Here is a 26072-nt window from a genome sequence, read left to right as displayed (position 1 = left end):
ATGGGCAGCCCGGGGTACGCGGGCCGCTCGAAGTGATCGTCGCTCCCCAGCACCACACCGTGGGCGCCAAGGCCTTCGGTATCGGCATGGGCGTGACCGTGTACACGCTGGCGATGCGGCACGCTTTCGGCGCCGACCACATCGCCGCGATCGACAACACCACCCGCAAGCTCATGTACGAGGGCCAACGCCCGCTGTCGGTCGGGTTCTGGTTCCCCCTCGGCCACTCCGGCATCGTCTTCGCCTTGACCTTCCTCCTCTCCCTCGGCGTCAAGGCGCTGGCTGGACCGGTCCAGGACGACGGCTCCCAACTGCACAGCGTCACCGGTCTCATCGGCACCACCGTCTCGGCTGTCTTCCTGTATGTCATCACTGGGATCAACGTCGTCATCCTGGGCGGGATCTGGAAGGTCTTCCGCAGGATGTGCACCGGCCACTTGGATGAGGTCGCGCTGGAGGGGCAGTTGAACAACCGGGGCCTGCTGCTCGTTGTGGCCGGGTGGGTGATCGTCGCCGCGGCTACGGCAGCATTCCCCGGCAGGCTCGCCTCAATGTCGGGGGAGCACCCGTCGGTGACGCTGCCCGCGCAAGCCGAGTCGAGTCGTGTGTCCGTGGACCTTCAGGCAGGGCGGCCGCTCACGGGGCCACCAGCCGTGATCGTGTGGGAAGCAGACGACCGGCCTGGCAGAGAACGGTCGAACGGGTCCGGGCCCGCCTGGTCGGGAACCGCATCGAGCAGGTGCCGGTCGAGGTGGACGGCAAGGACCGGCCCTGAATCTTGACGCCAGCCCCCGGCTGTGGCGGCCCACCACGCTGCCGGCCGACAACCACATCGGGAGCGACCTCAGCGAACGACCGCGACGGTGCCGTCGGCGGGCGTACGGCGGATGGCATTGACAAGGAGGTTGCCGAGCACCCGGCGTCTTCGAACCGGCTGGCGTGGCACCCACGCCCGTAGACCACCCGCGGGAGCCGGCCTCGGCCTCGCCATCGTCCGCGGCATCGTGGAGGCCCACCGGGGCATCGCCGCCGTCCACCACGTTCCCGGCGGCTGCCGCAACGGCAATTCCCGCTCCGGCTCCCCGACCACACCACCGGCTAACCCGCGGGCAGCCTGACCACGGTGTGGACATCCCGACCGTGAACCTCGGGACGTCGGCCGTGATCGTCCTAGTGGTCCGCGCGTTCCCTGATTGGGCTGATGGGAGTCGAGGAGGCCGTGGGGGCCGCCTCACCGAAGAGTCCCGGTGCTCACTCGCATCGAGGATGCGGGGGCAACGGGGACGTCGGCGACACCCGCCCTGCTCCGCCGACCACGGGCGGGCCGACTGGACGTGGCCGTCATCGGGATCGGCCGCGGCTTGCCGGAGTACGACCTGAACGAACTCCGGCAGACCGCGGTGCTCCAGGGCGATCTTCCGGTCGTCGTCCCGGACACGCATCGCCTCGCCGGCAATGACGGCACCACACCTGAATCCGGGCAGAATCCGCCTGAGAACTCCGATGAGAAGAGGTCCCAAGGCAGACTCACCGCCCACCCCCGGTACTACCTCGACGGCGTCGCGCCGCGAGGGGGTACCGTCGTTCCTCTGTACGCACCCCCGGCTGTGCATGGCCGGGGGTCCCAACCTTGCTTCCTCTGCGGCCTGTTGACGCGAAGCCCCGGGAGCTCCCGCGCCAGGTGGCCCGCTCGGAAGGTGCACCTGCGAGAGCAGCACAGCCCTCCGCATGCCAACCTCACCGCGCGGGACGCGGCCCTGTTACTCGCTGGTGAACTTCGGGTCCTTCGTCTGGTCGTAGATCTCCTTGCCTGACGCGTTGTAGGCATGGATATAGGGGCTCGGACCCACATAGTGCCGGCCAGGAAGAGTGTCGGGATGGAGAGTTGCCGCATAGACGAACGCGCCGCCCGCCATGACAGCCGGGTATTCCTTCGGCTTGTGGCCGAAGCTGACGGTGATCTTGGCAACCTCAGTGGTGTAGTGCCCCGCGCCCAGCATGAGGTACTGCCCCTTGCCGGCGGGTTCGCGGGTGGAGTCGAAATACTCGATGAAACGGCCGGTTCCCCACAGGCGGTTGTTGATGAAGGTGGGTGGGGAGTCCTGGCTGCTGCCCTTGTCGCCCTTTGAGGCGCACTGCACGTACTGGTCGGCAGAGTCGACGGCGACGACGACACCGTCGGAACTGTCTGAGACCACCGGCGTGCGAACGGCGATCACGGCGTGATAGCGCGAGGCGTCGGGCCCCAGGCAGGAGGAGAGAATCTTGGTGACGGTCCCGGGAGCAATCGGGGTCGTGGTCGCGTTGGTGATGGTGAAGGCATCCGGCGACGACGCCGAGTCGGTTCCTCCTGACGTGGAACCGTGGCCTGTGCTCGGAGTTGGTGACGGGGCGCTCGTCAGGCCTTCGCCGCTCCGCGCGGGCTCGGCGAGGCGCGGTTGCGCCTGCCCCGTCCCACCGAACGCAGCCACCGCTGCGACGCTCACCGCCGTGACACCGGCTGCGACACTCAGCGGCACCCCCCACCTGCGAAGCAGCGAGGCATCCTTGTCCTCTGGACCGATCTTCAACAGTAGCTCCTCGCGGATCCGCCGGTGGTTCGGCAGATCACGATCGGAAGGAGCCGCAGGAATGCCCTGCATGTCATTCATCGTGCGACTTCCTTCGAGTTGACGGGATTCCTCGAACTGAACGACGCCGTGACCGTGGCACCGCCAACGAGATCGGTTCCGAGCCTGCGTCGTGCCCTGTGCAATCGGGATTTCACGGTTCCCACCGCCACCTTCAGCACTGCTGCGGCCGCCTGCTGGTCCAGACCCGACCACACGCAGAGCTCGACGACTTCACGTTCGTGGCGCGGCAGCCGAGCCAGCGCGCGGTGAATCTCCGACATGCGAAGCTCGTCGTCCACCATGCCGGCGACACGGTCCGCATGGTCGCCCACCGACTCGTCGTGCGAGACGAGCCGATACAGCAACGCCTCGGCACGCCTCAGGCGCCGTCTGGTGTTCGACAGCAGGCCGTCCGCGATGCCGAGCAGCCATGGCAGAGCGGAGTCGCGGTCCAGCACCGTCTCGGATCGTCGACGCCAGGCATGCAAGAACACGGTCGATGTGACGTCCTCGGCCTCGGACCAGTCGGCGGTCCGCCGGAAGGCGTAGTTGTAGACGGCCTTCCCGTGCCGGTCAAAGATCCGACCGAACGCCTCCCGGTCGCCGTCGACGGCCCTCGTCCACAGCTCGCGATCAGATATGTCCCTGACCGGTACGGCAGGACCAGCGTCGTTCAGTTCCATGCTCTATACGTGTCCGGCAGCCGACCGAAGGTTCCCGCTGAGCCAACTTCGCTCCAGGCACTTCAGTGAACCGCGCTGGTGTCTGACATGAGGACCGTAGAACGTGTGCGGGCCGGTGTCGACATCCGGCACGAGATCCCAAGATCCCAACCCGCCTGCCGGCCGCCCAGTGGAGAACGGTGGCGCAAGGTACGGCCTCCGCACGGGATCCGACCCGCCAGACACCGCAGTCTCAGGAACGTCCGCGCAATGGGCGGCAGTGCGAGTCTCCCGGCCGCGGTGCGCGGTGGCGCACACTGGAAGGGCAGCCCCGCTCGGAGTGCGCCGCCGAGGCTCTGTGCGATCACGGAGGAAACCGCCGGTGGTCGGGGTCCTGCGGTAAAGACCAGGAGGGGCCATGAGGCCAGGTTGGGCGCCGGGGCGGCAGCCAGGCGGACGGCGTCGGCATGCCGTGCGCTTCCTGGCGAGCCTGCGCCGCCGCCCCGCACCGGTGCGTCCGCCGCGCGCCGCCCAACTGCGGGCGCTCACCGCGCTGCTGGAGGAGGCGGTGACGGCACAGACGCCGGCGGACCGGGTGGTGGCGGCCTGCGGCGAACCGGGCCCTCTCTCCGGGCGGACCGCCCAGGAGGCCGGACGGCAGTGCATGGCCCTGCACCGACTGCACGCGCGCATACGCGACCTGGAGCTTACGGAGAGTGATCTCGTCCAGGTTCAGGAGTACGCGGGACGGCTGCTCGCCTACGACCAGTGGATGATGCGCGAGGCCATGGACCTGGCCTTCCCCACGAACCCGCATCCGAGCGGTGAGGCGGCCCGGCTCCACCTCAACGGTCTGGGAAGACCTGCCGACGACCTGCGCAGGCTGCGCGACGCACTCCGCTTCGAGCGCGACGGAGGACCTGTCAGACCAGGGAGCTGAGGTGCACCGTCATCACAGGCGGTGACGTGTACTCCATGATGCGGCCGACCGCGTGGTCCGGATCGCTCGGTCAGGGCCAGGGCGTCGCCGAGTAGGGCGATCCGGCCGTCGACGCGGTGTGCGGTGCCGTTCGCCGCTTCCCCAGACGGAATCGGCCTCGGTGACGCGGGCCGCCTCGGCCTTTACCCTGAGGCGCCGCGGCGGTTTCGCGCGCACTCCCGCAGTTGCTTCCCGGGACGTTTCTTCACTGCCCTCTTTTGATGCGCAGCCACTCATGCACAAGCCAGCGGGTGATCTCCGACTTGTCCCGTTCCACCGCGCGACGCTCGGGTCGTTGTTCTGACCTGCGAAGCGCCTACGTCGGTGGACGCGGGATCAGTCACCCTCGGGCCACCGTCGTTCCCCGCTGGATCTGGCACGCCTGTGGCACGAGCCGTGGCCATGATCAAGCGAGTTACTGAGAAGGGGGCACAGCGGTGGCCGTGCGGTGATGATGGTCGAATGAAAGCAGAGTCGCCCGCACCGTCACCGGTCATCCTTGGCATAGACGATCTCCGGCCACTGCCTTGGACCACGCAGATCGCGCGCAGCAGGGACGCTGGTGTCAAGCTCCTGCAAGAGCACCGCGACAGCTTGATCGATGAACTCTGGCTCGACCACGACCTCGGCGGCGACGACAGCATCTTGCCCGTGGTGACCCTCCTGGAAGAAGCAGCTTTCAACGGGCGGCCCTTCCGAATCGGCGCGATCTACGTGCACAGCGCCAACCCCATTGGTGCCGAGACGGTCGTCCGGTCGCTCACACGCTGGAACTATCAGGTCCGGCGGGCGGCGGTCTAGGAATCCGCTTTCTCTGTGGGGGCCCGTGAACGGTCTTGATGACCGTCGTGGCGCGAGTCATCGCGGGTTCGCATCCCACACCCACCGCCAGCCGAGACGGCCCTGACCAGGTGAATCCGTCAGGGTCCGTTCTCGTGCTCGGTGTCCTTCGGTGCCCGTGACTCCCCGCTGTATCTCGACCGAACGGGCACGGGAGGGCTCGTCGGCCGGCGCCCTCTAGGCGGCGGTCAACAGGACGGCGAGTAGCCCGGCCGCCGCCGCAGCGAAGACTCGCGGCTTCCTCCAGCCCGGTCCCGAAGCCTGGCGGTTCAGCTCCCACAAGAACACCAGACTGGAACCAAGGCCCAACATGCTCCGCAGAAGGAAGACGATGGTGTGCACAGGGAACCTTCCAGAGACCTTCGAACAGACGGGAGGCTACCCCCAGTGGGGTCGCGTGGATGGCACGGGATCGCATGCCAGCGAGTGAGGTCACTTGCCGTCGATCCGTAACTCTGGTGCCGCGGCTCGGCGGCGGTTGCCGATATTCGCGTTCGTCGGAGTCAGTCGCTGATGTCCCGTCCGTGCCGGGCCTGTCGACGCCGGCTCGTCCAGATGCCGTTCAGACTCAGCACTGCTGTTCCTGCGATGGGCCAGACTATGGAGCCGCCGTCGTGGTGCATCTTGATGCCCACGGCCATGAGAAATGCCCCGACCGTCAGGCCCATCAGGTCGCGGAGTACGTTCAACTTTCCCGCAGCCTTTGAGGAGTTGACCATGGGCGGATCGTGGCAGGTGAGCGCGCCTCTGACAAGGCTGGTTGGCTTCCTTGGCACGCTCGTGGACCCGGCGGCCGAGTTCCGCGAGTCCTCAACCCGCCACAGTCCCGGTTCCCATCCCTTCTGCCGTCGACCCGCACACCGTGGAGCGGGCGTGGTTCAGGGCGTCAAGGTGGGGCGCCCTGCCGGACGAACGACTTTGACGCTCTGGGCCGTGTCCGCTCGGTTCTGCCTGGGTCGACGGCAGACGGGATGGGAGCACCCCGCGCACGGGCTGGTGCGCGAGTCAGGCCAGGGACGCCCGTCCGGCGACATGTCGGACGGGCGTCCCGCCCGGACGAAGTCGCGGTACTCGTCCTGCACGATGCCCTGGTTGACCCATCGTCCGCGTACGGCTCCATGGCACCTCTCGGCAAGGACCAGGGCGCCCTGCGGGTCCGCAGCCGTGCCCAGGAGCCATCCGAAGTCTTCTTCCGCGGCGTCCTGATCGAACGGCGGGAACACGTCCAGGTCCAAGAAGGACTCGTGCCCGACGTCTTCGACGGCGTGGACGTAGACCTCGTACGACGTCCCGCTGCCCGTACGGCCAGCGCGGACACGACCCCCGCGGCTCCTCAGGGAGGCACGGTGAGTTGGACGCCGGCTCCAGGCCGTTCGCGGCCTTCCTGGACGTCTCCGGCTATGGGCCCCGACCGCGGTGTTCACCGCTGCCGCGGCCCGTATGCCCGCTGCCGCCCAGCGGTTCGCAGTCCGGGCCGAAATGACAGCCACGCGCCTTGCCCGTTGTCGCGGGCAAGGCGCTGTCGCTGGCGCAGTGCGTGTTGAACGCGGGTGTTGCCGGGCCCTGCGCTAGAAGGTCAGGTTCCAGGCGTCGATCTTGCCTGTGTCGGAGGCGGCGTTGTCGTTGACGCGCAGCTTCCAGGTGCCGTTCGCGACCTCGGAGGAGGCGTTCACGGTGTAGGTCTGGGCGATGTTGTCGGCGCTGCCGCCGGCGTGGTTGTGCAGCGTGTAGACGGTGCCGTCCGGCGCCACCAGGTCGACCTTCAGGTCACCGATGTAGGTGTGCTTGATGTCCACGCCGACCTTGAGGGTGGCCGGGGCGTTCCCGGTCACGCCGGTTACGGCGATGGGGCTCTCCACGGTCGCGTTGTCGTTGATGGCGAAGTCCGCGAGGTTCTCGAAGTACTTACCGGGCGGCGGGGTGGTCCCGACAGCCTTGAGGGCGTCGACTTGTCCTTCGCCGAAGAACGAATTGTCGGCCGTCGTACCTGTGCAGCGGCTGTCCGAGGGGCAGGCGATGTCGTTGGCCTGGGAGGCCAGCTTGGCGCGGATCTGCGCGGGGGTGATGCCCGGGTTGGCGCTGGCGATGAGTGCCGCCACGCCGACCACGTGCGGGGTGGCCATCGAGGTACCGCTCTTGCTGCCGTAGCCGCCGCCGGGGACGGTGGAGTACACGCTGCTGCCCGGCGCCGCGACGTCGATGACGCCCTGCCCGTAGTTGGAGAACGAGGCCTTGGTGACACCCGTGCCGTTGGCCGCGACCGTGACCACGCCCGGCAGCTCGGTCGGGATGTCGAGGCAGGCGTTGGTGATCGTGCGGGTGGCCGGCGTCGAGTCGTTCGGGCTCGCGGAGTCGGTCGTCTTGTGGGCGAGGTCGTAGTTCTCGTTGCCCGCGGCCGCGATCTGGAGGGAGCCCTTGCCCTCGGCGTACTCCTGGGCGCGCTTGACGCCCTCGATGATGGCGGCCTGGTCGACGTTGTCCGGGCAGTTGAACTGCCACGGGTCCGTGTAGTAGCTGTTGTTGGTGACCTTGAAGCCGTGGTCACCGGCCCAGACGAAGCCGCAGATGGTGTTCTCGGCGAAGAAGAAGGAGTTGCCCGGCTCGGCGACCCGGACCGCGGCGATCTTCACCCCGGGGGCCACGCCGACGACACCTTTGCCGTTCTTCGCCGCGGCGATGGTGCCCGCTACGTGGGTGCCGTGGGTGTCGACGTCCCGCCAGGCGCCGACACGTGTGTCGGGCTTGCCGTAGGCGCAGGAGACCGAGTCGGCCGCGTCGAAGTTGGGCGCCAGGTCCTGGTGCTGGTCGTCCACACCGGTGTCCAGGATGCCGACGGTGACGGAGGCGGAGCCCGGGTTCACGGCCCAGGCCTGGTCGGCCTTGATCTGGCTCATGTCGGCCCGGACCGGTTCTCCGGCCGGGGTCGAGGACTGGGCCGGATTGGCGGGGAGCGCCGGGTTGTAGGCGTCGGCCGGGACGTCCGAGGTGCGCGTGGCGCCGACCTGCTGCACGCCGGCGACGCCGCGTATGGTGGCGGCGAAGTCGCTGGACGCCGAGTGGGCGACGATCACGCCGATGGCGTCGAAGTTCGAGAAGACGGTGCCGCCGTTGGCCGCGATCGCGGAGCGGACCGCCGAACTGTCACCGGGGGCGGTGATCACGAGGTAGGCACGCGTGCCGGCCACCCAGGCCGCACTCTGAGAAGCCGGCACGGCGGCCGGAGCGTGTGCCTTGGCGGTCGGCACGGGGGAGGGGCCGACGGGGAGCGTGCCCGCGCGGGCGCCCGGGGTGCCGAACGCGAAGGCGGCGCCAAGCGCGGCCGCCAGAGCCAGCGTGCGTCTGGTCCGGCTGGATATGTGGGGTATCAAGGCGTCCTCCGGAGACGTCCCGGCCGTGCCGAGGGCACCGACGGGCCGTACGAAACGAGTGGTGGATGCAAGATGTCAGGCGCGTGCTCCTGTACGGAAGTACCTTTCCGTACAGGGCTGTTGTAGGGGAATGACTGAAAAGAGACGTACTCCCGGGCATCGGGGGGTCGGGATCCACCGGGAACTCGGCGACGTCGACCGCGCCCCGGCGTACACCGGCGACCTGGTGCCGGCCATCGACGGGCTGGACCGGCTGCTGCGCAGTGGCTGACCGAGGTGCGCCCGCAGTTCGGTGACGGGTCCGCCGGCGGACAGGCCGTGCTGCGATCGGTGTGGGGGCGGTGCAGCCCGGCAAGTACTGGGGCGACCACGACGGCCGTCACTCCGGGCGGCGACGGAGGACTGTCCCTTTTGCCGCTGATCGCAGGAACGGGACAGCGCTGGCGCGCGGGCGCGGCTGACCGGTCCTTCCCCTGACCAGCCCTGTTCCTTGTCTTGCGGTGTCGAAATGCGCCTCGAACCAGGCTGTTCACCTGGTCATTCGCCAGACATGGCAACAGCCTTCGCTTGATCCTGGGCTCCGTCACGAGACACGGGATCAACCGAAGGCCGTTGTCCTGAGTGTGCTGCATCGCTGTTCCCGGCGGGAAGCGTTCGTGGAAGCGTCATGCTGCCGGGCCGACTACTGCGAGTGTTTGACCGCGCGGGCGATGAACTATTTGAACTGACCGACGCGGTGCTGTGTGTGTCGATAGGCCGGCCGCTCCCGCGGGGCAGTCGGGCCCTGGTCAGATCGTGACCGGGCCGTGGGCGGTGGCGAACTCGACCGAGACCAGGCCCGGTTCCTCGTCCTCGACCCAGGCGACGTCGATCTGGTCGAGGGGGTGGTCGGACGGTTCGCCGAGGAATTCGGCGATGGAGGCGGCGTCGCCCGCGATGGAGACCCCGTGGATGGTGGTGGAGGTGCGCGGGTCGGCGCTCGGGCGCTCCTCAATGGGGACCAACCACTGAAGGAAGTAGGGCAGCTGCGGGTCCTCCAGCAGTTCCAGCAGGCCGATCTGCTTCCACCTCAGGTCGAACCCGTCGGGGCGGACACGGTGGCCCTCGGCCGAGGTGCGGCCGAGGCGGGCCTCGACCGGGGTGATGTCGTCGACGGAGACCACCCAACCGAGCCAGCCGCCGCCCTCGGCGGCGCGGCGCGCGACCGCCTGGCCGAAGGGCGCGCGGTCGGCGGCGGGGTGGTCGAGGGTGGTGACGACCTCGACGTAGGTGCCGCTGCTCAGCGGCAGAATGAAATTGCGGGTGCCGAATCGCGGGTGCACGCCCCCGTCGACGAACCCGGCGCCGAGGGCCGATCCAATCCACTGGACGGTGGAGACGAAGCTGTCGCGGGCCACCGCATAGGACACGTGATCAAGTCGCACTGCGCCATCATCACCCGACAACCCGCACAAACCCGACGCCACGCCCGGTGCCCCGGCCGCGTCCGCCGTGGATTCAGCCGTGGAGCGGATCGATCATCGTCATCTCGGCGGGGGGAGGCGCGGTCGAAGCCAGGCAGCAGCGCTGCCACCGAGTCGAGGCCTACGACCCGCTCGATCAGCTACTGCGGGGTAGGGGATAAACAACTGACGTCACACCGTGCGCTACTTCCTTTCCCACTTGATGTCGACGGCCTGTTTCAGCCCGGCCTCTTGAGCAGCGGCCTCGGCGGCGTCCTCCGCCTTACGGTTCCGCTTCGCCTTGAAACTCTCGACCCTGCTCTTGACGTGCGGTGCGGCTTTCACGACAGCAGCGCTCAGCGCGATCCCCGCGACGACGCCAACACCTACGCCTATGGCTACGGCCTGCCTGACCACATTGTCAGCCGGGTAGAGCACGGCATGTGTGTCGAGCGCGTTGTCATCGTCGCGCGCGAGAGCACTGCTCCCTCCAGGAGCGCTCGACTTCGAGAGGTGCGTGTCTGCCGGACGGACCACCCACATCAGTTCCCGGATCACCTTGGGCAGGTCAGACGAGTCATCAGATGCCATGGGGCAACTGTAGGGATCATCACGGCCGATGCGCAGCCGGCCTTTTAGCGGTGGTCGGCCGGGGTTCGGTAGGAGTCCGCGGTGGTGCTGAGTATCTCGGTCCAGGGGGTGGGCTTGAGGCCGAAGGCGGCGGTGGCCGCGCCCGAGTCCATCACGAAGGGCCGTTCGAGCTGGTAGGCGACCTCGCGCAGGGCCCGCACGGTCGGGTTGACCAGGCCCAACGCGGCCAGCATGGCGGCCGGGATCTCGCTGACCCGGACCGGCGCGACCCCCGCACCCAGCGCGAGGTCGGCGACGGCCTCGCGCTGGGTGCGGGGCGGGTTGCTGGGGACGTGCCAGGGCCTGCCCCAGGCCCGTTCCTCGCCGCCGACGGTGACCAGCAGTCGGGCGGCGTCCTCGGTGTAGGTCCAGCTGTGGGCGGTGTCGGCGCTGCGCAGCACCTGGACTCCGCGGCCGGCCAGCAGCCGCGGTACGACCCGGGCCCCGAGAGGGCTCTCGGCATGCGGGCCGATGTAGTCGGAGCCGCGGATCTCGGTGGCCCTGACGCGTCCGGCCCGGTGCAGGGCGAGCGCGTCCTCCCACATCCGGGCACGTACCCGGCCCTTCGCGGAGTTGGGGTCGAGCGGGGTGTCCTCGGTCATCGGGGTGGCGACCGCGCCGTAGCCGTAGAGGTTGCTCACCGTGGCCAGGACGGCGCCGGAGCGCTCGGCGGCGGCGAGCAGGGCGGCGGCGAGCGGGGGCCAGTCCATGGCCCAGCGGTGGTAGGCAGGGTTGGCGCAGTTGTAGAGCACCGCCGCCCCGGTGGCCAGCTCGCCGAGCGCGACGGCGTCGGTGGCGTCCAGCCGCACGGACCGTACGCCCGGCAGGTCGGCGAGGCCGGCTGTGGCGGGCGCGGCGCCGGAGCGGCTGACCAGGACGACCTCCTCGCCGCGGGCGGCGAGCAGCCGCGCGGTGGCCGAGCCGATGGGACCCATGCCGACGATCAGGTGCTTGCTCACGGTTTCCTCCGAAGCGCGAGAGAACAGTGTTCTCGCTTTGGCCGACACCGAGAGACTGGCGCAGCGCCGGAGGATTGTCAAGAACGGTGTTCTCGTTTGCGTTCAGTGTTCTCGCTTTCGCCGTCCCGTGCCAGGATGGACCCATGTCCTCCCCGCAGAAGCCCCTCACCGCACGGGAACGGGCCCGGATCGAGTTCACCGCGGAGATCAAGACGGTGGCCCGCAGACAGCTCGCCGAGAGCGGCGCCGCCGCGCTCTCACTGCGCGCCGTCGCCAGGGAACTCGGCCTGGCCTCCCCATCCGCGCTCTACCGCTACTTCCCGGGCCGCGACGCCCTGCTCACCGCGCTCATCCTGGACGCCTACACATCCTTGGGAGCCGCGGCAGAGGCCGCCTACGCCGCGCTGGACGGGGCGGACGGCGAGCCGACGGACTCGTTGGAGCACTGGGTCGGCGTCTGCCACGCGGTGCGTGAATGGGCGCTGGCGCATCCGCACGAGTACGCGCTGATCTACGGCTCGCCGGTGCCCGGCTACGCCGCCCCCCAGGACACCGTGGCGCAGGCCACCCGGGTCCCCTACCTGATCGGCACCCTCTTCACCGACCCTCCCGGTCAGGACGGCCACCGCCCCGGCGACACCCGGCCCACGATGCCCGACGACGCTCGCCAGTCACTGGCGCCGCTGCTCGCCGGACTCCCGCCGGACACCCCGGCCGACCGGGTCATGGGCAGTCTGATGGCCTGGACCTACCTCTTCGGCGCCATCTCCTTCGAGCTCTTCGGCCATCGCAGCGCGATTGTCGCCGACCCCCATGCCTTCTTCGACCACGAGGCACGCCGCCTCGGCGCGGCCCTCGGCCTCGCCACCTGACGGGACGTCAATTCTGCTCGCCGGAACCGTCGCTGTCGCTCCGTGGAGACAGGCAGGCGGCGAGCCAGGGCGGGCGGCGGTGCATATGCCGCGCGTCGTCAAAGCGAAGCTCGGCTGCGCTGTCATCTGCCGGCGACGACTGCGCACCGCACTGTGCTGGGAGTGCGGGCAGGCGATGTGCTTGAGGAGGCGGCCCGCTCGATGCGTCAGAGCGCACTCGTAGCAGCCGAGCCCGCACGGTCTCACAGCCGGATTTCAGCACGTCGACCTCACATCGTCCGCGGGCCCGCTCGGACACCGCGTCGCGGCCCGGTTCGTACTCGATGCATGCCGGCTCGGTGTGGCGCGTCAGCGGTGGTCGACGTAGGCGACGAATCCGCCCACTGTCAGCCCCACCGCGCATCCGCGGCGGAAGGCCTCGTAGCGCATGCTCGTGGTGTGCTGCGCCTCGGTCATCGCATACGGTGCGCGGATCCCCAGTTCCACGCCGCACAGGCACACGACGTAGCCGTGACGCAGGGCGGCGGCCGCCCACTCGGGGTCCTGCGCGACCCAGGTCCGGGAGTAGATCTCACCGTCGGGCGTCCGCAGTTCCAGCCGGGAGTAGGTGTACCCGAGGCGCCGATCCAGTTTTGGCTGTTCATCGGGTATCTCGTGCAGCTCCCATCCAGGGATCAAGCACAGGTCGGAGAACTCGGGCGGCAGGCGCCTCATGCCGAACAGGATGGCGCCTTCGATCTGCGGTTCCTCGGGCATGTCGTCGAGCGAGGCTCCCCTCGGCATGACGAACCCGAAGTCGCCCACGCCCACGGCGCGACGGAACTCGAAGAGGGCAGTGGGCATGTGACGTGTCTGCATGTGATCGAGGGTGACCGTACCTTCCGCGGTGTCCAGAACCATCAGCACGCGCTCGAGCCGCAGCGCGGGATCGTCGCTGAACAGGATCCGCCCGTGGTCGTCGACCTGTTCGAACTGATGCCGGCTCATCTCCTACAGCCCTCCGGTTGGTTGCCGATCTTCCGCGTCCGAAGCAGACGATGGGATGCTGAACCACTCTATTGAAGGATCGTTGAACAATCCATACGTTGGACCGCGTGCACCACCAGGCCGACGGTTTCGTCGAAGTGGGGGTGAGGGTGAGCGCGGAGGAAGCAGGCAAAGGGCGGATAGGCGTGGGTCGGCGGGCGCCGCAAGCACCGGCGGAGCGTCGGCGCTGTGGGCGATCGTCCGTCTGATCGGGCGCACCGCCTTCGTCGCGCACGCCCCGAGGATCGACGAACTGTGCGCGCTGCACTCCTCCTCGCCTGCGTGTTCCTGTGCACGTGCTGTTACTCGTGCAGGGGGCCGTCGAGCTCCCAGGGCCCGTTCGCCCGCAGCGGCGGCGTGCTCGCCTGCGCCGGACGGTGCGCCTCGTCTGCCGACTGTGCCGCAGAGGGAGCTTTACGGGCGGGTGCTGGGGAAGCGGACGGTGGAGCCCCAGTTCTCGCGGGCGGGGCGCATGCACCACTGGCACAGCGGCAGGCCGCCGTTGCCGTACTTGTGGGCGTGCCGCCCTGCGCCGGATCAACGAATTCCTGAGCGATTCTTCTGCCGAGTGTTTGTCGGCGGAGGGTGCCTCTTCCGGCCGGTCGTGCTCACCGTGCCTGGGTCCAGTCGCCCGCCTCTGTGCCCAGGCTCCTCCGGTTCGGTCGCGGTATCCGACCGGGTGCGGCGTCGGTGGGGCGTACGAACGTCCAGGCGACTGCCATGGCCCATGGTCAGGGCGGTCGCGCGTCTCCGCCGTACCGAATGTGACGGACTGTCATAATGCGTCACATTCTGTCAGTCTGGTCGAGAGGATTGCTGTGACTATCTGTCAAACCGTGAGGGGGGTGGGCGTGCAGGAGACCCTCCCGTCGTCGGCGCCGCCTGATCTTCGAGTGCGTCGCTCGTGGTGGGATGGGTTGTTGCGGGCGCTGGGGGCAGGTCTCGTCGTAGTGGCCGGCCTGGCCCTGCCCATGATGGCCCCGCAGCCCGCCCAGGCCGTGCCGCCCGGCACCTACGCCTACGTCACCAACTTCAACGCCAACACGGTGTCGGTGATCAACAGAGCGACGAACACGGTGGCGGTCACGGTTCCCGTCGGCGCTGCGCCGTGGGAAGTGGCGGTGTCGCCGAACGGCACCCGCGCCTACGTGACCAACCGCGCTGATGACACGGTGTCCGTGATCAACACCGCGACCGACACGGTCGTCGCCACCGTCCCCGTCGGCCTTGAGCCCCTGGGGGTGGCGGTGTCGCCGGACGGCACCCGCGCCTACGTCACCAATTTCAGCGCCGACACGGTGTCCGTGATCAGAACGGCGACGAACACGGTCGTCGCCACCATCCCTGTCGGTGACGCTCCCATCGGGGTGGCGGTGTCGCCGAACGGGACCCGCGCCTACGTCACCAATTCCGGCGCGAACACGGTGTCCGTGATCAAGACGAACACGAACACGGTCGTGGCCACCATCCCCGTCGGCGCCTTCCCGTTCGGGGTGGCGGTGTCGCCGAACGGGACCCGCGCCTACGTCACCAATTTCAGCGCCGACACGGTGTCCGTGATCAGAACGGCGACGAACACGGTCGTCGCCACCATCCCCGTCGGCGATGCGCCCCAGGGCGTGGCGGTGTCGCCGAACGGCACCCGCGCCTACGTCATCAACGCCGACGCCGACACGGTGTCCGTGATCAGAACGGCGACGAACACGGTCGTCGCCACCATCCCCGTCGGCGATGCGCCCCGAGAGGTGGCGGTGTCGCCGAACGGGACCCGCGCCTACGTCACCAACGCCAACGCCGACACGGTGTCCGTGATCAACACCGCCACCAACACCGTCGTGGCCACCATCCCCGTCGGCGACCTCCCGTTCGGGGTGGCGATCGGGGTCGTGCCCTGCCCAGGCCACGGGAAGCCCGACCACGGCAAGCCAGGTCACGGAAAGTCAGGCCACGAGCGGCCAACCACGGCCACCGTCCCGGCCCCCGGTAACTGCACACCGGCATGACGAACGCCCCGGCGCCGGCCGCCCACCCTCGGACCACCGACGCCGGGGCACAGTGTGCCTTTCACAGTCGCATAGGGGCGCGCTGGTCCTAAGGCCGGCATCGCCCCGGGTATGGGCCTCCTGCACAGGTCGGTTGCATGCGCCAGACAGCGCTGCTCCGCGCCTCGCACCTGCTCGACCTCGGCCTACAGGCCAGCCAGCCGAGGCCGCTTGCCCATGAGTGTGCGACATCCCGCGAGTTCCCCTGAGCCCTGCTGAGTCCCTGTCTACGTGGCCAGGGTGTTCTGTCTCCTTGGGGTGTTCTTCGAGCTGGAGGAACTGGAGCAGTTCGGGACCGACGTGCTCGCGGGGTTCGTTCTAGCGCGGGCGCGCTGTGGGTCGGCGCCGTCATCCTGAGACGTGCCCAGGACAAGGAGCGCCACTCCGAAGCCCGATGCCTGGTCGCGGCACGCAGCCGTCATCTTCCGCGACGCCGACGGAAGGTGGTGGCTGCGCGACCTCCTGGGTCCCGGGCCGTCAGCGGCCGCGGACGGAGCCCTGGGTGTTCTTCGGCGGGACGTACGGCTTGCCCTGGGACGCCGTGCTGGTCGACTGCTGGGCAACACCCGATGCGGGGCTCATCGCCGCGAAGCGCGCCACTTGGGACTGGGCCTTCTCCCCGCGGACCCGTGTGGCGTCCCCAATCAGGTCATCCATACCCGCGATGAACTGTCCCCGGTACTTGTTCTTGAGATTGGTCAGATCGGTGCGGTTGGCCAGCCGGGCGTCCGGTTCGAGCTCTGCGGGGCCGAGCCGCGGGCTCCCGTCGGGGCTGACACTGGGGGACTGCCTGAACGGCTGCGCCGCGTCGATGACATGGGCGAAGTCGATGAGCTTGGCGTCCACCACCTGCTCGCCCTCCCTCGTGCCGGTGACCGAGAACACGCTGGAGGCGATGAAGCCGATGTCGGAGTTGTGCGCCGCGGTCCTGATGTCCTGCATCTTGGTGATCAGCTGGTCCCAGACCGCCGGATCCTCCGAGAACTTGCTCAGGATGCTCTGCGACTGGATGCCGGCAATCAGTCGGCTCTCGCCCGCGTCGGTGCCGCCGACCGCACGCCAGCCGCGGAACGTCGAGCCGGTGGCCGGGTCTACGCCGATGGCGAACTTCAGGGCCTTGGTCCCCGCCGCCCACCTGCCTTTGTCGTGCTGTTCGAGGTTCTCGCGGTAGCTCGTAGTCGACTTCCCGATCTTGGTGTCGAGGGTCTTCGAGTCGGCCAGGCCCGAGGTGATGTTCTCGATGTAGATGTTCTGGCGGTCGTCGAGGCCGTCGAGCTGCGCCGAGGACAGACTGGCACCCAGCCGGTGGCGAACCTCGTCCGCCGTGTACGACGCCGGGACGACCGGCGTGAAGTGCGGGTACGCGGCGGCGCGCACCCGTTCGTAGAACTCGCTCTCCACGGAGCCCTGCGGGGCTCCCTTCTGCAGAATCTCGCCGTTCGGTCCGAGCGGTGTGATGCCGCCGTGCCCGCCCTGGTTGACGTTCTGCTCCGGCGACGGTGACGTGGACCTCCTGCCTTATCGAAGGGCGCTGCGCTCCGCCTCGTCGTCGGAGGCGTACGAGATCTCGTTCGTGGTGTCAGCGGGTGTTGCCATACGTGTCTCCTGCTTTCATCGAGTGCGCCTGCCGAGCGCCTTCGAAGAGGGACAACGGTCATGGGGAGGAACAGGGTTCAATGCCCGGCGATTCGAGGGTGGGCCGGGATGCGCCGATTCGGGGTGGGCCGTACCGGGAGGACCGTTCTGCGCGTGGTGCGTCTGTGGTTGCCCTGGATCTGTGAATTCGCCTGGCAGCGCGATTAAGAGGTCGTCTCAACTGGCTTGATCATTAGGCTGGCAGCCGTGACGGCGATGGTGGAACGGCTGGTGCCGGACGAGCTGTGGAAGTTGTTCCAACGGGTGGTCCCGGCTGCGCCGGTGCGTCCACAGGGCGGTGGCCGACGCCGGTATGGAGACCGGCAGATGCTGGCGGCGATCCTGTTCGTAGCCACGACCGGCTGTACATGGCGGCAACTGCCGGCGGGCTTCGGCCCGTCCGGGCCAACCGCGCACCGGCGGTTCACCGAGTGGAGCCGGGCCCGGGTGTGGGGCAAGCTCCACCGCCTGGTCCTGGACGAGCTCGGGGCGAGTGGCGCCCTGGACTGGTCGCGGTGCGCGATCGACTCAGTGAACATGCGCGCCGTGAAAGGGGGGATTTGACGGGTCCGAATCCCGTAGATCGCGGCAAGAAAGGATCAAAGATCCACTTGATCACCGAGCGGTCCGGTCTGCCCCTCTCGATCGGGATATCTGCTGCGAACACCCACGACAGCCAGGGGCTCGAACCCCTCGTGCGCGGTATCCCGCCCATCCGCTGCCGCCGCGGACCGCGGCGCCGGCGGCCCGCCAAGCTGCATGGCGACAAGGGGTATGACTACAACCACCTGCGCCGGTGGCTGCGATCCCGGAACATCACCCCGCGCATCGCCCGCAGAGGCGTCGAGTCCTCCCAGCGGCTGGGCCGTTTCCGCTGGACCCTAGAGAGGACGGTGGCCTGGCTTGCCGGGTGCCGCCGTCTGCACCGCCTCTACGAGCGCAAGGCCGAACACTTCCTCGCCTTCGCCGGCATCACCGCCACCTTGATTTGTTACCGCAGGCTGGTGACCTGACCAGCGGTGGAGCGGCCCAGTAGTCCGGTGGTCACTGCCAGTTGGCTGCCCTGATCACGGATGCGGCGGCGTCGAGGACGGAGCGTGTGGTGGTATCGATGGTGAAGTCGTCGACCGCGGCTCGGCTGAGGATTCCGTCCAGTTGAGCGGACCGGTCCAGGTGCCACTGCAATGCTTCAGGCTCGCTGTCGTGGCGGTGGGTCAGACGTTGGTGGATGACCGGCAGCTCGGCCCGCAGCCAGCACACAGTGAGATCAACACCTACGGCATCGGCCAGCCGCTTCCGCTCGTTTCGGTGCTCGACCACGCCTGCGAGTACGAGGCGCGTCGCTCCTGCCTCGAGGTAGTTACCGGCGATGCTCTGCAAGTTCCGCAGAAGCATCTCGAAGTTGAAACGGTCACCGGAAGGACCGGGCTACGACCGTCTCAGCCAGTCAAGGTCGAGTACGGCATGAGGAAGCCCGGCGTCGGCGAGAAGGTCGCCCACTGCCTCGGCAACGGTGGTCTTGCCTACACCGACGGTGCCGTTGATCAGGAGGGCCTGGGCGCCTGCGTGCCATCTGCGTGCATGTCGGCATCGTATGTCGAGGGGCGCGAGCCTCGGATGTGCACTCACGCCGAGCGTCGCCGACAGGAAGTGGAATCCCAATCGAGATGACCTCTTACGAGTTGGTGCGTGATAGCGGGTGAAGTGTCGTTGCTGGCTGGTGGCATGATCCGGATGTGGCGATCATGGTCAAGCGGTCGGTTCTCGCGCATCGGGTGTTCACCGGGCTCTCGCGGCGTCATCTGGTTTGTCTGGTCGAGGAGTTGGCCGGGCAGTGGCAGGCCGGCGTCGAAGGTCGCCGTCACGCGGCACGTGGTGATTCCCGACGGCGGGCGGCTGGTGCCGGCGCCCGACATCAGCTGGTATTCATCGACCGATTGACGGCGACTCTCATTCATCTGCGACACGATCTGCCGCATGCCGTCCTCGGACTTCTCTACGGCGTGGACCGCTCCACCATCACCCGCGCGATCGGTGAGATACGCGTCCTTCTTGCCGAGCGGGGTTGCGCGGTCCCCGACCGTCCTGGCCTGCGTCTTCGGACATTGCCGGATGTCTTCGCCTATGCCCAGGCCGAGGGCATCGAGTTACGTCTGGACGCCACCGAGATCCAGGTCCGCCGGCCGCCAGCTAGCCGCGGCGGACGGCGGGCGTTCGTCTCCGGCAAGAAGAAACTGAACACCATGAAGGCCACCGTCATTGCCGACCACCGTGGTCGCACCCTATGGACTGATGCTCTGCGACCTGGTCGGATGCATGATGCGACCGCCGCACGCAACGAAGGGATCGGGATCTGCTTCCAGCACTTTCCCGAGGTCGAGGTACTTCTGGACGACGGCTATCTCGGGCTCCGCCGCGATCACCCCGGCCAAGCCGTCACCCCGCCGAGGAAGGGCAACAAGATCAGCCCGCCCGAGGTTCTTGAAGCCCGTCAGCGAGCCCGCCACCGGCACTCCTCGAAACGCATCACCGTCGAGCATGCCCTCGCTGATCACAAACGCTGGAAACAACTGACCCGCTGGACTCACCGACGCGACCGCCTGCCCGCCACCTACCAGGCCATTGCCGGCCTCGTCTCCGACCGAGTTACTGCAGCCTGAAAACGGCCGTCACCGGGAGAAACACGCCTCACCCGCTATCACGCACCAACTCGTAATAACTTGACTCTGTCGGGGATCTTGGAGTTGCCGAGGTCAGGTGCCTAGGGTTCGCCAGGACTTCGGCCGGGGTAGTTCGTGCTGGTCGAGGTAGTTCTGGAAGGCGGTCGGCTGGCGGGGTGTGGGTGCTTCCTCGGTCGGTGTCAGTCCGCTGAGGCGCTCGATGTTCACGGCGATGGCCGTCAGGACGTGCTGGATGTGGGCCTTTCCCTGTCCTCGGTAGCGGCAACGGCGCATGCCGTGGCCGTGGGCGAACTCGTTGACGGTTCCCTCCACCCCGGAGCGCACCGCGTAGCGGGTCTTCCACTCGGGTGTCTGCTGCTCGGCGCGGACGCGGAGTTGCAGGTCGCGAAGTTCTCGCGGGGGAAAGCCCACGGTCCGGGCGCTGTCGGCGGTGGTGGTGCAGCGGGTGCGGGCAGGGCAGGGGCGGCACTGGCTCTTGGTGAACCGGGCCACGATCAGCGGGGCGGCGGTGGGCGAGGAGGTCGGGTAGGGGCCGTGCCAGCCTGCGCTGATCTGGCCCTGGGGGCAGGTGACCTGGCGGCGGTCGAAGTCGATGTGGAAGTCGTCCCGGCCGAAGCCTTCGTTCTTGCGGTATTGGCGGGTGGGGTTGCTGCGCAGTGGCCCGGAGACGGTGACCTGGTGCTCACGTGCGGCTTGTTCCAGGTGGGGCAGGGAGGTGTAGCCGGCGTCGACCAGGTGCTCGGCGGGCAGTAAGCCGCGGTGCCGCAGTCGGATGTGGATGCCGGGCAGGACCTGGCTGTCGTGGGTGGTGGCCGCGGTGGTGGCCACGTCCGTGATCACGTTGGGGCCGTCAGGAGCACAGGTCTCGATCAAATGGGCCGAGAACCCCTTCCAGCTGGTGATGTGCCCGTGACGGGCGTAGCGGGCCGAGGTGTCGTAGGGAGAGACGATCGCCCGGGACGAGGGCGGCAGTCCGGGTCCGCCTTCCGTCTCGGCAGTGCGCCAGCGCAGGTGTCCTGCGGCGTCGCGGTGGTAGTTCTGCACCATGATCTGGCGCAGGGCCTGGACACGCGGGCCGGGCGCGCGGTCCACTCCGTGACGGTAGAGGTGCTCCAGGAGCCGGACGGCGTCGTTTCCGGTGGCGAGGATCCTGGTCTTGGGTTTGGTGGGGTTCTTGCCCAGACGGACCGGTCGACCGTAGCGGCGTCCCCAGTCCTCATCGACCAGATCGTCCAGCAGGTGAGGAGAGATACCAGCGACTTCTTCCAGTGCAGCGCGGACCGCCTCGGTGACCAGCTCCATTCGGGTGAGATCCCGTACCGCGGCCAGGACATGGGTGGAGTCGGTGCGCTGCGTGGTGCGTTCGCGCACCAGGCCGGCCTCCTTGAGGCGGGCCAGCGCCAAGTCGAGCAGGTGGTCGGCACGGCCCTCTTCGGCGAGACGGTCGCGGAAGTCGGCCAGCACGCTGTGATGGAAGCCTGGGTCGTCCAGTTCCATGGCCAGCGCGTACTTGAAGTCGATGCGGCAGCGAACCGCCTCGGCGGCCTGCCGGTCCGACAGGCCGAGCACGAACTGCAGCACACAGACGGTGGCCAGCTGGGCGGGCGAGAGACCCGGACGCCCGTCGCGCGGGTACCAGTCGGCGAAGTCCTCGTCGCACCACAGCCCGTCGAGCCGGTCGCGCACCCATATCGCCGTCGTGCCGTCCGGATTGCTCGCCCGCGCGATCTGCGCGGTCAGAGACGGGACTTGCTCACCGGAACGGGGACGGAGGGACAACGAGCACCTCGACAATCGCAAGGACCTTTGGAACAGCCCCGAGCATGCCCGTTGATCACGCTGCCGTACCGGGAAACTCCAAGATCCCCGACAGAGTCAAGCTAAGGGAGAGGCACACGACGTCCTGCAGGGACACCTGCCCTTCCAGTCAGTCCGAGACGCCTGTTCTCAACCGTCAATCAGTCGGATGATTCTTGAGCCCTGAACCGACCCAAGCGCACCTTCCCCTCGTGGCCCGGCAAGACCGATCCCGAAGCGAAGGAACCCCTGCACCGGCTCATTGATCCAGACAAGGTTGACGCCAACCGTAAGACGACAGCAGCTAGGAGCAGCCGGGGGCGGGCTTCTCAGCCAGTGGGGCAACATGGGCATAGCTCGATTTCAGCCAATCGATCATGCGAGCGGGTGCGTCGTCTGCGTACAACTCGAGTCTGATCTGGATGGATTGCCATCCCCGACCGTCAGTTGATACGAAGGAAGATGCTGCTGCGCGGAGGAGGGGCGCGGGGCCGTCCGTTTGCGGCGGCTCCGTGAAGGTTCATCAGCCCACTCGAGCACCTCGTGGAGGTGGATTCCAGCCAGTGTGATGTGTGACACCGTTGACCTAAATGATCATCCACCACATGCTCCCCGCAATCTTGTTAAGAAGAATTAAGAAAACGGGTGGGGTGTGCTTTCACGAGAACGTCGGCACCGCTGGCGTCAAGCGATGTGGAGTGGGTCGATAGCCGTCACGCTTCTAGCGTGTGCCGTCCCGGTGGCCGAGGCTGGGGCGGCTTCGGTGCTCACCGATGGCAGGGCGGCCACGACTACGGCTGACAGGACTCTGGAGTCAGAGGCAAGTGCTCGTGCGGCCACGACCGGTGAGCGGGTGGCCGTGGACGCGGCGACCACCGAGTCCTCCCAGGTCTTCGCCAATCCGGACGGCACCTTCACGCAGGAGATGAACGCAGCTCCGGTCCGCGCCCGCAAGGACGACGGCACTTGGGGCCCTATCGACACTACCCTTGTGCACGAAGCCGGAGGCGCTGTACAGGCGAAGAACACCACCGCCGGCCTCACCTTCTCGGGTGGCGGCACCGGCAACGCTCTGGTCGCGCTGAAGGACAAAGGGCACTCGCTGGAACTGGGCTGGCCTACCGCACTCCCCAAGCCCCAGCTCGACGGCGACACCGCCACCTACGCCGAAGTCCTTCCGGACGTGGACCTGAAACTGACCGCGCTCAGCTCCGGCTACACCTCAGTACTCGTGGTCAAGACCGCTGAGGCGGCAAAGGACCCGGCGCTCGCGACGATCAAGATGACGGTGTCAGGCCACGGCGTGGACATCGCCCCGACAGCTGACGGCGGGTTCGTCGCGCGCGACAGCGACGGCACCCCGGTCTTCGAGAGCCCGACAGGGCGGATGTGGGACTCGGCCGGTGACACCACCTCGGCAGCCGTCGCCTCCGCTGCCCACGTCACCACTCAACTCGCCCGCACTGCTTCTTCGGCAGCGGCGGAGGCTGGGGACGAGCCGACCACGGAGACGACCCCACTGCCCGCCGCCGGCGGTGAGCCGACCCCGTTGGAGGGCCCCGGCAGTGGTGACGCTGCAGCCGACCTCCCGCTCAAGGTCGATGGGACCACCCTCGAGATCACGCCCGATCCAGCCCTACTCCACGGAGAGGACACCGTCTTCCCTCTCTACATCGATCCGCCGACCAAGGGCATAACTCTGGGCGACTGGACGGCTCTGGCCTCCAACGGCACCAAGTACTGGAAATTCGACGGAGACAAGGGCGTGGGGCGCTGCTCCAACTATGCTGGCTACCTCTGCTCGAACAGCCCGTACACCCAGCGCATGTACTTCGAGTACCCGCTCTCGTCGATCCACGGCAAGAAGATCCTGGACGCGACGATGGAGGTGTATCAGGAGTGGACGTTCTCCTGTGATCCGCACTGGTACGACCTGAGCCGTGTGGACAAAGGAATCTCCTCCAGCACCACGTGGTCGTCCCGCCCCACCGGCGTGGACCTGATGGGCGACCGCAACGTCGCCTACGGGCGGGGCAGCCTGTGCAGCCCGTCGCAGCCGGCGAACTGGGTGCGCTTCAGCGACAACGTGGGCGAGGAGACGAACGAGAATCTGACGACGACGCTCGCGTCGTACGCCGCAGACAAGGCGCCGCAGATCACCTTCTCGCTGACCGCGCACGACGAGTCGGACGCCGGGGCCTGGGCGCGGTTCCGCAACGATGCCATGCTGTCGGTGACTTACGTTTCCTATCCGGGCAAGCCGACTTCGTACGGTGTCCAGCAGGGCACCACCGGGCGCGCCTGCAATACCTCCACGCTGCCGTTTGCCACCAGTGACACCACGCCGAAGATGCTGGCCACGGTGCAGTCCTCCGACGGCTCCAACGCTCAACTGCGCGCACTGTTCGAGGTGTGGAAGGCCGACGGCTCAAGCCGCACCTGGTACGCGGCCTCGCCGGACAGTGCCTGGGTAGCCGACAACGCCGCCCGCACCGCATCCTCCAGCGCGCTGCCACCGCAGACGGACTACCGGATGCGGGTCAAGACGCAGGCGTACTACAAGACGGACCGGGGCGTCACGGGCGTGCTCGACTCCTCCTGGTCGTCGTGGTGCTACTTCCGGGTCGATACCGACTCGCCGCCGCCTCCGGTGGTGACCAGTCAGGACGGCACCTACAAGCCGGCCGAGACCGACCCGGCCGCAGGCGGGGTCGGCACCCCGGGCAAGTTCACTTTCACCCCTGCGGACACCAACCCCACCACGCCCGGCATCCAGTCCGACGTGGTCAGCTACAAGTGGAAGCTGAACAGCGGCGCCATTTCGCCCCCGATCACGGTCGCTAAGGGTGCGCCCACCACCCAATCGATCACGCCGAACCAGGCCGGCGAGAACACCATCCAGGTCTGGGGCTACGACGCTGCCTCACACAGCTCGCTCACCGGCTACTACAGTTTCCTGGTGAAGGGCGCCGAGGCCCCCTCGGGGATCTGGCACCTGGACAACTCTCTCACCGATGCCACCACCGCGACCCAGCACCCGCTGACCTCCTCGGGGGCCACCTGGGACACCCTGGCCCGCAGCGGCTCCGGCGCGGCGAAGCTCAACGGCACGACCGCCTACCTGTCTACCTCCGGCGCGGTGCTCGACACCACCAAGTCCTTCACCGTCTCGGCCTGGGCACGCCTGGAGAAGAAGGACGTCAACTACACCGTCCTGTCGCAGGCGGGCACGAACGCCTCCGGCTTCCAGCTCTACTACTCCAGCACATACAACGCCTGGATCTTCAACCGCCACCAGACGGATGTCGCCGATCCCGCGATCACCCGCTCGATCGGTACCAAGCCCCCGGTCCTGAAAGCCTGGACTCACCTGGCGGGCGTCTACGACGCCGCGGCACAGACCCTCCAGCTCTACGTCAACGGCGCCCAGCAGGGCAATCCGGTGCCGTTCACCGCCACCCCGTGGAAAGCGTCCGGAGGTCTGCAGGTCGGTCGGTTGTGGCACGCGGCGACCGGCAAGGAGAACTTTGCCGGAACCATCGACGAGGTCAAGGTCTGGTCCCGTGCGCTCGCCGACACCGAGGTCACCCACGATGCCTGGCTGGAGGACGAGGACCTCAGCGACGGCACCGCCGGCGACCCGGTTCCGGCGCTCATCGCCAAGTGGGACGCCACGGACATGGCCAATGCGACCGGCACCACGATCACAGACACCAGCGGCTTCAGCCGCAACCTGACCCTCAACGGAGCTGCGCTCACCCAGTTCACCACCGGCGACCCTGATATCGGCGAAGAGGTCACGACCACGCAGGCGATGACTCTGAACGGCACCAGCGCCTACGCCACAGCCACCGGTCCGGTCGTTGACGACTCCGGTTCGTTCACCGCGACCGCCTGGGTGACGCTGGACCCCGCCAAGCTCGCAGACACCAGTAAGTCGTACGCCGTGCAGGTCTTCGGCCAGTCGGGCACAAGCCAGTCCGCCTGGGGTGTCTGGTACGAGCAGCCAGCCGGCAGCACCCAGGGACGATGGAAGTTCGGCCGCCCCGACAAGGACGGCACCGGAGCGATCTGGACCCAGAGCGAGTCCACCGCGCTCACCACGGCCAAGCTGGGCGTCCCCGTCATGCTGACAGTCGTCTATGACGCCCAGGCAGCAGCTGACCCGGATGACACCTCCAGGCTTGGCGCGCTCAAGCTCTACGTCGACAGCGCCTTGATGGGCGACGAGGACGGCGTTCCGTACTCAGCCCCCTGGCAGGGCGGCGGAGCGTTCGAGGTCGGCCGGGCAAAGATCAACGGCGCTGCCGCACGCTACTTCCCCGGAACGATTGACAGCGTTCGCGTCTGGGCCGGAGCCACCTCCACCGACACGATCGCCAACCGGCGCAACGCCGAACAGCGGTAAGAGCGGGGCGGGACATGGCGGGCCTCTTGCCTGCCCCGTCCCGCCCTCTTCTGCTCAGTTTCGTTCTGCTCACATCACCCGCGTACCTGCGCGGACGTGCTGTCGAGCTCCTGCGTTCT

At 68.0% G+C, this 26072-nt stretch carries 20 protein-coding genes and 2 pseudogenes; 11 read left to right on the top strand and 11 right to left on the bottom strand.

Features of this window, described 5'->3' with window-relative positions:
- Positions 1-26 precede the first annotated feature (26 nt).
- Both ACZ4AA_RS24930 and ACZ4AA_RS24925 read left to right on the top strand, forming a co-directional pair.
- A pseudogene (locus ACZ4AA_RS24930) lies at positions 27-500 on the top strand (HoxN/HupN/NixA family nickel/cobalt transporter); the annotation flags it as partial.
- 429 nt (positions 501-929) lie between these two features.
- A pseudogene (locus ACZ4AA_RS24925) lies at positions 930-1118 on the top strand (hypothetical protein); the annotation flags it as partial.
- Between the two features lie 642 nt (positions 1119-1760).
- Here the strand turns inward: ACZ4AA_RS24925 and ACZ4AA_RS24920 are convergent.
- Positions 1761-2570: a hypothetical protein gene (locus ACZ4AA_RS24920; RefSeq protein WP_467607270.1), complete on the bottom strand. Its 810-nt coding sequence runs from the start codon at positions 2568-2570 to the stop codon at positions 1761-1763.
- Between the two features lie 77 nt (positions 2571-2647).
- Complete coding sequence (locus ACZ4AA_RS24915) at positions 2648-3295, bottom strand: RNA polymerase sigma factor (RefSeq protein WP_467606837.1); 648 nt, start codon at positions 3293-3295, stop codon at positions 2648-2650.
- 397 nt (positions 3296-3692) lie between these two features.
- Here ACZ4AA_RS24915 and ACZ4AA_RS24910 point away from each other — a divergent pair, with 397 nt between their 5' ends.
- Entirely contained in the window at positions 3693-4214 is a 522-nt protein-coding gene (locus ACZ4AA_RS24910; protein ID WP_467606832.1) for a hypothetical protein, read from the top strand.
- A gap of 501 nt (positions 4215-4715) precedes the next feature.
- Complete coding sequence (locus ACZ4AA_RS24905; RefSeq protein WP_467606828.1) at positions 4716-5054, top strand: cyclic-phosphate processing receiver domain-containing protein; 339 nt, start codon at positions 4716-4718, stop codon at positions 5052-5054.
- Positions 5055-5596: 542 nt separating this feature from the next.
- Here ACZ4AA_RS24905 and ACZ4AA_RS24900 read toward each other — a convergent pair.
- On the bottom strand, positions 5597-5812 hold the full coding sequence (locus tag ACZ4AA_RS24900; RefSeq protein ID WP_467606824.1) for a hypothetical protein: 216 nt from the start codon (positions 5810-5812) through the stop codon (positions 5597-5599).
- An 849-nt stretch (positions 5813-6661) separates the two neighbouring features.
- The gene (locus ACZ4AA_RS24895) at positions 6662-8461 is read right to left on the bottom strand and encodes a S8 family peptidase (RefSeq protein WP_467606820.1); all 1800 of its coding nucleotides are present in this window, start codon (positions 8459-8461) and stop codon (positions 6662-6664) included.
- Between the two features lie 130 nt (positions 8462-8591).
- On the opposite strand from ACZ4AA_RS24895, the gene ACZ4AA_RS24890 reads away from it, so the two are divergent.
- Positions 8592-8732: a hypothetical protein gene (locus ACZ4AA_RS24890; protein WP_467606816.1), complete on the top strand. Its 141-nt coding sequence runs from the start codon at positions 8592-8594 to the stop codon at positions 8730-8732.
- A 517-nt stretch (positions 8733-9249) separates the two neighbouring features.
- On the opposite strand, the gene ACZ4AA_RS24885 is transcribed toward ACZ4AA_RS24890, so the two are convergent.
- The 3 genes from ACZ4AA_RS24885 to ACZ4AA_RS24875 all read right to left on the bottom strand — a co-directional run bounded on the left by ACZ4AA_RS24885 (position 9250) and on the right by ACZ4AA_RS24875 (position 11492).
- The gene (locus ACZ4AA_RS24885) at positions 9250-9885 is read right to left on the bottom strand and encodes a VOC family protein (protein ID WP_467606811.1); all 636 of its coding nucleotides are present in this window, start codon (positions 9883-9885) and stop codon (positions 9250-9252) included.
- A gap of 222 nt (positions 9886-10107) precedes the next feature.
- Positions 10108-10494, bottom strand: coding sequence for a hypothetical protein (locus ACZ4AA_RS24880; RefSeq protein ID WP_467606807.1), 387 nt, complete (start codon positions 10492-10494; stop codon positions 10108-10110).
- A 44-nt stretch (positions 10495-10538) separates the two neighbouring features.
- Complete coding sequence (locus ACZ4AA_RS24875) at positions 10539-11492, bottom strand: NAD-dependent epimerase/dehydratase family protein (RefSeq protein ID WP_467606804.1); 954 nt, start codon at positions 11490-11492, stop codon at positions 10539-10541.
- Between the two features lie 143 nt (positions 11493-11635).
- Here ACZ4AA_RS24875 and ACZ4AA_RS24870 point away from each other — a divergent pair, with 143 nt between their 5' ends.
- Positions 11636-12364: a TetR/AcrR family transcriptional regulator gene (locus ACZ4AA_RS24870; RefSeq protein ID WP_467606800.1), complete on the top strand. Its 729-nt coding sequence runs from the start codon at positions 11636-11638 to the stop codon at positions 12362-12364.
- A 348-nt stretch (positions 12365-12712) separates the two neighbouring features.
- On the opposite strand, the gene ACZ4AA_RS24865 is transcribed toward ACZ4AA_RS24870, so the two are convergent.
- The gene (locus tag ACZ4AA_RS24865) at positions 12713-13351 is read right to left on the bottom strand and encodes a hypothetical protein (RefSeq protein WP_467606796.1); all 639 of its coding nucleotides are present in this window, start codon (positions 13349-13351) and stop codon (positions 12713-12715) included.
- Between the two features lie 803 nt (positions 13352-14154).
- Between ACZ4AA_RS24865 and ACZ4AA_RS24860 the strand changes: the two genes are divergently transcribed.
- Positions 14155-15393 carry a YVTN family beta-propeller repeat protein gene (locus ACZ4AA_RS24860; protein ID WP_467606791.1) on the top strand — a complete coding sequence of 413 codons (1239 nt, stop codon included), beginning with the start codon at positions 14155-14157 and terminating at the stop codon, positions 15391-15393.
- A 516-nt stretch (positions 15394-15909) separates the two neighbouring features.
- Here ACZ4AA_RS24860 and ACZ4AA_RS24855 read toward each other — a convergent pair.
- Positions 15910-16833, bottom strand: a complete 924-nt coding sequence (locus ACZ4AA_RS24855) for a hypothetical protein (protein WP_467606784.1) — start codon at positions 16831-16833, stop codon at positions 15910-15912.
- 450 nt (positions 16834-17283) lie between these two features.
- Here ACZ4AA_RS24855 and ACZ4AA_RS24850 point away from each other — a divergent pair.
- Positions 17284-18080 (top strand): IS5 family transposase gene (locus ACZ4AA_RS24850; protein ID WP_467607267.1). Its coding sequence is split into 2 segments (ribosomal slippage): positions 17284-17614 and positions 17614-18080, totalling 798 coding nucleotides; the frame shifts between segments, so codons are not numbered across the junction.
- A 31-nt stretch (positions 18081-18111) separates the two neighbouring features.
- Here the strand turns inward: ACZ4AA_RS24850 and ACZ4AA_RS24845 are convergent.
- The gene (locus ACZ4AA_RS24845; protein ID WP_467606779.1) at positions 18112-18252 is read right to left on the bottom strand and encodes a hypothetical protein; all 141 of its coding nucleotides are present in this window, start codon (positions 18250-18252) and stop codon (positions 18112-18114) included.
- An 18-nt stretch (positions 18253-18270) separates the two neighbouring features.
- Between ACZ4AA_RS24845 and ACZ4AA_RS24840 the strand changes: the two genes are divergently transcribed.
- Complete coding sequence (locus ACZ4AA_RS24840) at positions 18271-18738, top strand: hypothetical protein (protein WP_467606774.1); 468 nt, start codon at positions 18271-18273, stop codon at positions 18736-18738.
- 74 nt (positions 18739-18812) lie between these two features.
- Complete coding sequence (locus ACZ4AA_RS24835; protein ID WP_467607264.1) at positions 18813-19727, top strand: transposase; 915 nt, start codon at positions 18813-18815, stop codon at positions 19725-19727.
- Positions 19728-19820: 93 nt separating this feature from the next.
- On the opposite strand, the gene ACZ4AA_RS24830 is transcribed toward ACZ4AA_RS24835, so the two are convergent.
- A complete protein-coding gene (locus ACZ4AA_RS24830) occupies positions 19821-21527 on the bottom strand; it encodes an IS1182 family transposase (protein WP_467606770.1) in 1707 nt (568 codons plus the stop codon).
- A gap of 871 nt (positions 21528-22398) precedes the next feature.
- Between ACZ4AA_RS24830 and ACZ4AA_RS24825 the strand changes: the two genes are divergently transcribed.
- Positions 22399-25953 carry a LamG domain-containing protein gene (locus ACZ4AA_RS24825; RefSeq protein WP_467606765.1) on the top strand — a complete coding sequence of 1185 codons (3555 nt, stop codon included), beginning with the start codon at positions 22399-22401 and terminating at the stop codon, positions 25951-25953.
- The last annotated feature ends 119 nt before the right edge of the window (positions 25954-26072 follow it).

This window comes from Streptomyces sp. NPDC024698 (assembly GCF_055559015.1).
This window is presented reverse-complemented; position numbering and strand designations above follow the sequence as displayed.